The 9610-nt window shown below is 52.1% G+C and carries 10 protein-coding genes; 6 read left to right on the top strand and 4 right to left on the bottom strand.

The window, feature by feature from the left end:
* Positions 1-11 precede the first annotated feature (11 nt).
* The 6 genes from PEL01S_RS16905 (at position 12) to yhfH (ending at position 4910) form a co-directional block, all read left to right on the top strand.
* Positions 12-1001 (top strand): siderophore ABC transporter substrate-binding protein, encoded by a 990-nt coding sequence (locus tag PEL01S_RS16905; RefSeq protein ID WP_127461124.1) that lies wholly within the window; start codon positions 12-14, stop codon positions 999-1001.
* 138 nt (positions 1002-1139) lie between these two features.
* The gene (locus tag PEL01S_RS16910) at positions 1140-1328 is read left to right on the top strand and encodes a hypothetical protein (protein ID WP_127461125.1); all 189 of its coding nucleotides are present in this window, start codon (positions 1140-1142) and stop codon (positions 1326-1328) included.
* Positions 1329-1558: 230 nt separating this feature from the next.
* Positions 1559-1732: a hypothetical protein gene (locus PEL01S_RS34540; protein WP_157244156.1), complete on the top strand. Its 174-nt coding sequence runs from the start codon at positions 1559-1561 to the stop codon at positions 1730-1732.
* A 74-nt stretch (positions 1733-1806) separates the two neighbouring features.
* On the top strand, positions 1807-3093 hold the full coding sequence (gene aceA, locus PEL01S_RS16915) for an isocitrate lyase (RefSeq protein WP_063184492.1): 1287 nt from the start codon (positions 1807-1809) through the stop codon (positions 3091-3093).
* A 13-nt stretch (positions 3094-3106) separates the two neighbouring features.
* The gene (gene aceB / locus PEL01S_RS16920) at positions 3107-4708 is read left to right on the top strand and encodes a malate synthase A (RefSeq protein WP_063184493.1); all 1602 of its coding nucleotides are present in this window, start codon (positions 3107-3109) and stop codon (positions 4706-4708) included.
* Between the two features lie 19 nt (positions 4709-4727).
* Positions 4728-4910 (top strand): protein YhfH, encoded by a 183-nt coding sequence (gene yhfH / locus PEL01S_RS16925; RefSeq protein WP_063184494.1) that lies wholly within the window; start codon positions 4728-4730, stop codon positions 4908-4910.
* Positions 4911-4987: 77 nt separating this feature from the next.
* Here yhfH and PEL01S_RS16930 read toward each other — a convergent pair whose 3' ends face one another.
* The 4 genes from PEL01S_RS16930 to lgt all read right to left on the bottom strand — a co-directional run bounded on the left by PEL01S_RS16930 (position 4988) and on the right by lgt (position 9229).
* Positions 4988-5743: a MerR family transcriptional regulator gene (locus tag PEL01S_RS16930; RefSeq protein WP_063184495.1), complete on the bottom strand. Its 756-nt coding sequence runs from the start codon at positions 5741-5743 to the stop codon at positions 4988-4990.
* 157 nt (positions 5744-5900) lie between these two features.
* Positions 5901-6917: a cytochrome d ubiquinol oxidase subunit II gene (locus PEL01S_RS16935; protein ID WP_010498049.1), complete on the bottom strand. Its 1017-nt coding sequence runs from the start codon at positions 6915-6917 to the stop codon at positions 5901-5903.
* A gap of 12 nt (positions 6918-6929) precedes the next feature.
* Complete coding sequence (locus PEL01S_RS16940) at positions 6930-8258, bottom strand: cytochrome ubiquinol oxidase subunit I (protein ID WP_127461126.1); 1329 nt, start codon at positions 8256-8258, stop codon at positions 6930-6932.
* A 176-nt stretch (positions 8259-8434) separates the two neighbouring features.
* Positions 8435-9229, bottom strand: a complete 795-nt coding sequence (gene lgt, locus PEL01S_RS16945) for a prolipoprotein diacylglyceryl transferase (RefSeq protein ID WP_127461127.1) — start codon at positions 9227-9229, stop codon at positions 8435-8437.
* Positions 9230-9610: the final 381 nt, after the last annotated feature.

Consider the following 9610-nt stretch of genomic DNA (forward strand, 5'->3'; position numbering starts at 1 on the left):
GGTGGTCAAAGATGAAAAAAATGTCATGGATGCTCATGATCATACTGCTGGCCGTTATGGTTGCGGCGTGCGGAACGAACGGTTCGGGCAGCTCCAATAATGCGGCAGGGGGCGCAGGCAGCGGCGATGCGAAGAACGCGAACACGGCCGCGCCGAAAGACGGCGAAGAGCTGACGATTAAACATAAGCTTGGGGAAACGAAAGTTAAAAAGAATCCGAAAAAGGTCGTTGTATTCGACTTCGGCACGCTGGATTCGCTGGATAAACTGGGCGTAGAAGTGGCCGGCGTTCCGTCGAAAAACCTGCCTTCCTATTTGTCCAAATACAAGGACAGCAAGTATGCGAACGTAGGCGGCCTGATGGAGCCGGACTTTGAGAAGATCAACCAGCTCAAGCCCGATCTGATCATCATCTCCGCACGGCAATCGGCCAAATACGAGGAGTTTAAAGCGATCGCTCCGACGATCTTTATGGGCGTTGAGGACAAAAGCTACATGAAATCGTTCGAAGACAACGTGAAGCTGCTCGGCCAAATTTTCGGCAAGGAAGCGGCAGCAGAGAAAGAGTTCGCCGCCATCAGCGACTCTGTTAAGAAGCTGAAGGAAAAAGCGTCCGCAGGCGGCAAAACCGCATTGGTCATCCTGACGACCGGCGGCAAGACCAGCGCTTACGGCCAAGGCTCGCGCTTCGGCATTATTCACGACGAATTCGGCTTCACGCCTGCAGACAAAGATATCAAGGTGGAGACGCACGGTCAAAGCGTAACGTTCGAGTACGTGGCTCAGAAAGACCCGGATTACCTGTTTGTCGTCGACCGCGACGCCGTTGTCGGCAACGGTACGCCGGCGAAGCAAATCGTGGAAAATGAACTGACGAAGAAGACGAAAGCCTACAAAAACGGCAAAATCATTTATTTGGATTCGAACTATTGGTACCTGTCCGGCGGCGGCTTGCTTTCCGTGGCCGAGATGGTGAAAGAAGCGGAAAAAGCGGTGCAATAACCGCGCTGTCATAGCGCTGCAATCATAAATAAGCTCCCTTCATTGCCGACCGGCGATAAGGGAGCTTGTTTTGTTAAGTGAATAATTATCGCGCCGGCCGTTAACCCTATCTTCATCTTATCGGGTGGAGGTTTGGCGATGGACTTGGAAGAAGAAAAGGAAGGGTATTTCGAACATTTTACGAATAACAGCATTACGACGCCTCCGAATCAGGAGGATCGGGCAGCGACCGATGGAATCAGCAAATTCGTAGAGCGGGCGATGGACAGCCTCGCCGGGGAAGCGGACGATTCCGGTTCGGGGCGGGCGCGCTCTTCGTCGGAATAACATGGATTCGGTACACATCCGAGAAGCGGCTTTTCCCGAAAGGGAGGAGCCGCTTTTTTCGCGTTGTATCGCGGGTTTGGAGCATGCAGGCAAAGCTTGTTTTGCATATACTGTTATAAAACAGTAAAAAATTTTTAAAAACAGTATTGAACAGTTTGGAATGTTGTTATATAATAACCTCATCAAACAAAAACACTGTACTATAATAATAACAAATGGAGGTAGTTCACATGAATTGTCCGATATGTCACGGTCACGGCGAAATTGAATCTCCTAACTTTCATTCCGGCGGCGTATCTGCGAACGACGAAAAGCAGACGCCGGAATACCGGGACGCCTTAGGAAAGAAGGTTACCATCTGCTTCTGGTGCTGCGGCAACGGCTACGTAGAAAGCCACGAGTAGTCTGCATCGATTTCCAATCGCTAACATCGTAATCACTCATATAACTTATAACCAATTTCAGGAGGGCAAAAGGGATGACAACCAATAATCGTAAAGCGCAATCGGAACAGCTTCAGCAAAAATGGAATTCCAAACGGTTCGAAGGGGTACGGCGCCCTTACAGTCCGGAAGACGTCCTTCGCTTGCGGGGCTCGGTGCTGATCGAGCACACACTGGCACAGCGGGGAGCCGAGAAGCTGTGGAAGCTGGTTCATACGGAAGATTACGTTCATGCCCTGGGCGCCTTGACAGGCAATCAAGCTCTCCAGCAGGCGAAGGCGGGACTGAAGGCCATCTATCTCAGCGGCTGGCAGGTGGCGGCGGACGCCAACCTGAGCGGCCAGATGTATCCCGACCAAAGCCTGTACCCCGCAAACAGCGTGCCTGCCGTAGTCAAACGGATCAATCAGACGCTGCAAAGAGCGGATCAAATCCAGCACGCGGAGGGGAAAGAGAACATCGACTTTTTCCTGCCGATCGTGGCCGATGCTGAAGCGGGCTTCGGCGGACCGCTCAACGTCTTCGAATTAATGAAAGCGATGATCGAAGCGGGAGCGGCGGCCGTTCACTTCGAGGATCAGCTCTCCTCGGAGAAAAAATGCGGACATATGGGCGGCAAGGTGCTCCTGCCTACCCGGCAGGCGGTCCGCCATCTGATCGCCGCCAGACTCGCTGCCGACGTCATGGGCGTGGATACGATGATCATCGCCAGAACGGATGCGAATGCGGCCAAGCTGCTGACCAGCGATATCGACGATAACGACAAGCCGTTCCTGACAGGCGAGCGTTCGCCGGAAGGCTTCTATTATGTCAATGACGGCCTGGACCAAGCGATTTCCCGCGGTCTTGCATACGCTCCTTATGCCGATATGGTCTGGTGCGAAACGGCCGAGCCGAACTTGGAGGAAGCGCGGCGGTTTGCGGAAGCGATCCATGCGAAGTACCCCGGCAAGCTGCTGGCGTACAACTGCTCGCCTTCGTTCAACTGGAAGCGCAAGCTGGACGATGCTACAATCGCGGCGTTCCAACGGGAATTAGGAAAGATGGGCTACAAATTCCAATTCGTGACGCTGGCCGGCTTCCATTCGTTGAACCACGGTATGTTCGAATTGGCTAGAGGGTACCGCGACCGCGGAATGGCCGCCTACTCGGAGCTGCAGCAGTCGGAGTTCGCCAGCGAGCGCCACGGTTACGAAGCAACCCGCCACCAGCGCGAAGTCGGAACCGGCTACTTCGATGAAGTGTCGCTTGTCCTGTCCGGAGGCGATTCCGTGACGACGGCGCTCAAGGATTCTACCGAAGCAGAACAGTTTGCGGGATAAGGAGGCCGAGGCGATGACGTATCATGCGGTTTCACAAGGCGTGCTGCTGAAGGGCCGAATGCATAACCCGGCTTATTTTGAAATCCTGACTCCCGACGCGCTGGAATTTATAGCGGAATTGGAGAAAAAATTCGGTCATCGGCGTCTCTCCTTGCTGAAACAGCGGGAAGAGCGGCAGGAGCGGATCGATGCGGGGGAACTGCCTGATTTTTTGAAGGAGACCGCGGACGTTCGCAGCGGGGATTGGCGCATTGCGCCGATCCCGCCCGATCTGGCCGACCGCAGGGTCGAGATCACCGGGCCTGCCGGCGACCGGAAGATGGTCATTAACGCGCTGAACTCCGGCGCGAAGCTGTATATGGCGGATTTTGAAGACGCGAATTCGCCGCAGTGGAGCAATTGCATCGAAGGACAAATCAACATGCGGGACGCCGTGCGGCGAACGATCCGGTTCGAGTCTCCAGAAGGCAAGACGTATGCGCTGAACGAGCAGACGGCCGTGCTGAAGGTCCGCCCCCGGGGCTGGCATTTGGAAGAAAAGCACGTGTGGATCGATCAGCGTCCGATGTCGGCGGGACTATTCGATTTCGGCCTGTTCTTCTTCCACAACGCGCAAGCGCTGCTGGATCGGGGGAGCGCCCCGTACTTCTACTTACCGAAGCTGGAAAGCCATCTGGAAGCGAGATTGTGGAACGATGTTTTCACCTTTGCTGAGGAGAAGCTGGGCATCCCCGCAGGCACGATCAAAGCGACGGTGCTGATCGAGACGATTCTGGCGGCTTTTGAAATGGACGAAATTTTGTATGAGCTGCGGGAGCACAGCGCAGGCCTCAACTGCGGACGATGGGATTATATTTTCAGCTACATCAAAAAGCTCAGAAACCAGGAGCATGTCATTTTGCCGGACCGCGGCTTGGTGACGATGGAATCGCCGTTCATGCGGGCGTATTCGCTGCTGGCGATCCAAACGTGTCACAAGCGGGGAGCGCCCTGCATCGGCGGTATGGCCGCGCAGATTCCGATCAAGGACGATCCCGAAGCCAACGAAGAGGCCATGCGGAAGGTTCGTGCGGATAAGACGCGCGAAGCGACGCAAGGGCATGACGGAACCTGGGTCGCCCATCCGGGCCTTGTGCCGGTCGCCCGGGAAATATTCGACCGCCTGATGCCGGCGCCCAATCAGATCGACCGGCAGTTGACGGGCATCGAAGTGACCGCCGCCGAGCTGCTCGAAGTTCCGCAGGGACCGATTACGGAAGCCGGCGTGCGCACGAACATTCATGTCGGGCTTCACTATTTGGAAGCGTGGCTGCGCGGCTACGGCGCGGTGCCGATCCGCAACCTGATGGAGGACGTAGCTACCGCGGAAATTTCACGGGCGCAGCTGTGGCAGTGGATTCACCATCCGAAGGGCATTCTGGAGGACGGGCGCAAAGTAACGGCCGAGCTGTTCGGAGAACTGCTCGAAGAAGAGCTGAAGGCAATTCGGGAGCGCGTTGGCGCCGACCGGTTCGAGCAAGGACAATATATGCTGGCGAAGACGCTGTTTAGCGATATGACGACGTCCGCGACATTCGAGGACTTTTTGACCATCCCAAGCTATGCGCATTTATAACGAATGGAGGAGAAGGACTATGCTTCAATCATCGACGAAGTTTTACGAGCAGCTTCCGGCCAAATGCTGCAACCGCTGCGGCGAAACGGTAGAGGAGCTGGCGGATTGCTATCATACGGAGTGCTATAAATGCTCGGAAACGGTATTTTATCCGCTGTCGCCCATCTTTCTGAGCATGTACAATACGGCGATTCAAGAGTAGCGGGCCGGATCGACGCACACAAAACAGCTCCTTTCCTGTGCGGAAGGGAGCTGTAAGTTTTTGGGCGGCTATTTCAGCTATTCATGTCCCGCCGCCGCGTAGGACTCGGCTGCCGCGGTCAGGTAGTACGCCAAGCCGGTTTGCTGGCCTTCCAGCATGCGAAGATGAAAGTCGTCGCCGAGGAAAAAGCGCGTTTGGGCTGCAAAATCCGCAGCGGTGACGGGATGTCCGTGCTTGTTCATAAAGACTAGATGGTCCCGGATCAGCCGCTGAATTTCCGCGTCGCTGTGCTTGGTCCCCGTACGCAAAGCTTCTGCGATATGATTCATAAAGGCCGCCGCCTCCTGAGCCTGCTCATTCATGCTTTGCGCATCGATTTCTGCGGCATCGAGCATGTCGTAGCCGTAGGTTTCCTTCAAATGCCGATTTTGCTCCTCCAATGCTTGTTCCCATTCCTGCGCGCTTTCAAACCCTTTGAACATATCTTGGCTATTCATGATTTCTCCCTTCTCCATGCTGGCCATGGATTGCTGTAACGTTTGAATGATCGTTTCCAGCCTTTGCTTGCGGAGCAGAAGCAGTTCCTCCTGCCGCGCGAGAATCGTGTGCCGCTTAGGCTCCTCTTCAAGCAGCCGCGCGATTTCCTTCAAAGGAAAATCCAATTCCCGGTAAAACAAAATGTGCTGCAGACGTTCCAGCTCTTTCATCCCGTATATCCGGTATCCTGCTTCACTGACTGCGCACGGCGGCAGCAGCCCGATTTTATGGTAATGATGCAGCGTCTTGACGGTTACGCCGGACAAGGAAGAGATTTCTTTGACCGTATAGAGGATGTCGTTTCCCTCCCTTCTGTCTTTAGTGTACAGACTCCTCTAAGGGGAGGGTCAAGAAAAACTTATCTCAGCATATACCGTATGGCGGATAACAGTAACAAAGCCGCAACTCCGAAACAAAGCCGCATGAGCCATTTTTCCTGCCGGTCAAAGACATTCATGACGTTTCCCCCTTGACGTACTTGGCACTGAACAAAAACAGTCGGAGCAGCAGCACAAGCGCCGGAACCAAGAGCACGAGACCTGCTACGAACGAGACGATTAACGCCCGTCCCATGGTTGCATTCGTGACACTGCTCGAAAGCGTTAAATACGGATAAAGCAAATAAGGAAGATGCGAAATCCCATAACCGAAAAATGCAAAGGCAAACTGCAGCATCACCATCACAAAAGCCGTACCGTAGTTTTTCCGGCGCCAAATCAGCCAGATGGAAGTCACATAGCTTCCAAAGGACAAACCGAACATCCACCATACCTTAAGCGTATTTTGGAAATGCTCCGGATTATGGTTGCGAAGGGCGATAAAGACAAAGAGGCTGGAAATAATCGTCGGTATGCCTCCCCATAAGGCAAAATAGCGAAGCCACTCAAGCGCTCTCTTATCTTCCGCATGATCGGCGTAATAGGTCAAGAAAGCTGAACTGATAAATAGAACACTCGAAACGGCAAGAAGGACGACAGCCCAAGAATAAGTGCTGAAGAACAGCTCCTCCATCAGCAGCGTAACGGTGTTTCCGCTGACGGACAAAAAGCCTCCTTCCGAAATGGTAAATACGGTCGATAAAGCGGCCGGTATAAGCAGTCCCGTCGATCCGTAGGCAAGCAAATAAAGATTACTTTTCTTTGCGCCATAATTGGCAAAGGCATAGAAAGATCCCCGTACGGCGAGCAGGATGAGCGCTATGCTTCCGGGAAGCAGCAAGGCGGTTCCGTAATAGTAGGCCGTCTCCGGAAAAAAGCCCACAATGCCGACGAAAAAGAAGACAAGGAAAACATTCGTTACTTCCCATACCGGCGATAAGTATCTGGAAATGACGGGCCCAATCACGTTTTCGATTCCGATGACCTTGCCGTAATAAGCGTAAAACCCGGCACCGAAATCGATGGACGCAACAATCAAGTAACCGTAAAGAAATATCCATAGAACTGTGATTCCAATTTGCTCCAATTGCATATTGATGTCCTCCTACAAAATAATTCGCCGTTCCTCCAGCTCGTACTCCGCCGGTTTATTGCGGAACAATCGGCTGAGCACGAGCAGGCAAACTATGCCTAGCAGGAGGTACAAAGCGGCGAACAGCCAAAAGGTGATTCCGACATGAGGATTCGTCGTCACCGCATCGGACACACGCATGTATCCCCTCAAAATCCACGGTTGTCTGCCTACTTCCGCGTAAAACCAGCCAAGCTCGATGGCGAGCAAGGAAAAGGGCCCTCCGGCAAAAATGGCCCAAAGCATCCAGCGGTTATAAGCATTCCGGCGTTTCATTCGGGTCATGATGAGGAAGATGACGGGAACGGCCAGCAAGTAAAAGCCGATGCCTACCATGGCATCAAACAAATAATGCACATAGAGTGGGGGCCACTGGTCTTCCGGAAAATCGTTTAAGCCGACTACCGTTCCGTTTGGATGGTTAGTCGCGAGAACGCTGAGCGCCCAAGGAATTTTTATCGCTCCCTTGATCTCGTTCGTGACCGGATTCAGTTGACCGCCGATCACAAGCGAAGCATGGCTGCTTGTTTCGAAATGCCATTCCGCCGCGGCAAGCTTCTCAGGCTGATTTTCAGCCAAAAATTTGGCGGAAGCGTCTCCTATCCAGATTGTGGCTGCCGCAAGAAGAAGTCCGGTCATCATATTCAGCCGGATCGACTTTTTGTAATAATCGTTGTTTCGTCCCCGCAGCATAGAAAATGCAGCAATCATCCCTAATAGAAATGCAGCGGTCAAATAAGCGGAAGACAGCACGTGGGCCACTTTTGAAGGTGTCGCCGGATTCAACATGGCCGCGAGCGGATCAAGACTGGTCAGCTTGCCATTTTCAATCGTAAACCCTTGCGGCGTATTCATAAAACCATTGACCATCGTAATAAACAACGCTGAAGCGGAGGAACCGATGACGATGGGAAGGGTCAGCAGCCAGTGAAGGTACGGATTGCTGAACCGATTCCATGTGTACAGGTAAATACCGAGAAAAATGGCTTCGAAGAAAAATGCAAAGGTTTCCAAAAAAAGCGGCAAGCTGATCACATTGCCTGCAAACCGCATAAATTCCGGCCATAGCAGGCTGAGCTGAAGACCGATACACGTTCCGGTAACGACACCTACGGCTACGGTAATGACAAAGCCCCGCGTCCATCTTCTTGCCATGAGGGAATAGTGGGGGTCCTTTTTCCTGATCCCGATCCATTCGGCAATGGAGATGAAGATCGGGATGCCGACGCCAACGGTGGCGAACAGGATATGAAAGGCAAGTGTCATTTCCGTCAAGCCGCGGCTCCAATTCAGCGCATTCATCTTAAGCCCTCCTTGCTTACGATCATCAAACCCTTGGCGATATCGTTGAGTTCCACCGATTAATATTCCTGTCTTTTCCAAAAAGTATACAAGGAGGCAGCGGCAGCTTTGATTATAAAAAAACAATAAAAAAAAGCCGCGAGATTCGCGACTTTGAAAGAAAATATTTTGTTTGGTTATGCCATCCCTTCTTCGTTCGTTTGTGGGGCTCGAAAATAAAGGTAAACACCAATGGCTAATGAAAGAATAATGATCGTTGCCGATGTCCATTGTGCCGCCGTCCAATGAAATAAGTACCTCGTGGAATCTCCGCGCAGCATTTCCAGCAGGAACCGTCCGATATTGTAGAGGATATTGTAAGCAAGAAACAGGTAACCGCGTTTTAATTTTTTTCGCAAAAGAATCATGAGCAGGGCAAAAATGATAATATCCATTTGCCCTTCCCATACTTCGGCAGGCCATAGCGGTTGATCGCCATAGGTGGCCCTTGCGTTGGTACCTTCGGGATACAAAATGCCAAAATTGCCGCCTGTCGGATCTCCGAAAGCATCGCCGTTCATCAAGTTGGCATCGCGGCCGATGCTTTGGGCAAGAATGAGACCCGGAGCGCATAAGTCCGCCATTTCCCAAAACGATAGTTTGTGCTTTCGCACATACCAAATCCCTACGAGAATCGCCCCGATCACTCCACCCTGAATCGACAAACCGCCATGCCATATCGCGATAATCTCTTCCGGATGCTTGGAGTAAAACTCCCAATCAAAGAAAAATACCGTCCAAAATCTTGAGCCGATAATGGCTCCGATCATCATCGGCACAATCAAGTTCATCAAATGCTCTGCCAAATGATCTTTTTTTTGCAGCTTGGCTAACGTGATCGTAAATCCAGCGCCAAGAATAATCGCCAAAACAAACAAGATGCTGTACGAACGAATGGGAAAAGAACCTAGGTGTGCAATGTACTGATGCAATCCGTCCACTTCTTTCTGCGTTAGTATGATAATGAAAATAATAATTTAGTACGCTATGCCTTTTCAAGTGCGTTCATTCACGTACCCGTCAGATCATCGACCCAGGATTTCAAGGCCCGGCCTTTACCGGGTTAATCAACGGCGGCGGATACACCTCAGGTGTCGAAGTTCCCGGCGAACCGGAAACGATTCACTTCATTTTCTGTAAACGGGCCTTTTTCGGATATCACGTCAGCCCTACCGGTTTTATTTATCGTTAAGGCTGAGAAGACTCCCTCTTCAACAAGGGGGAGATGAATCAGCATCTCTTGTGTACGAATGCGAACATATGTGCTATAATTATCATAAAATCACCAAAAGAGGTAAAAGCTCGCATGTTGC

Origin of the sequence: Paenibacillus elgii NBRC 100335 (assembly GCF_004000865.1) — a bacterium.
Classification (GTDB): Bacteria; Bacillota; Bacilli; order Paenibacillales; family NBRC-103111; genus Paenibacillus_G; species Paenibacillus_G elgii.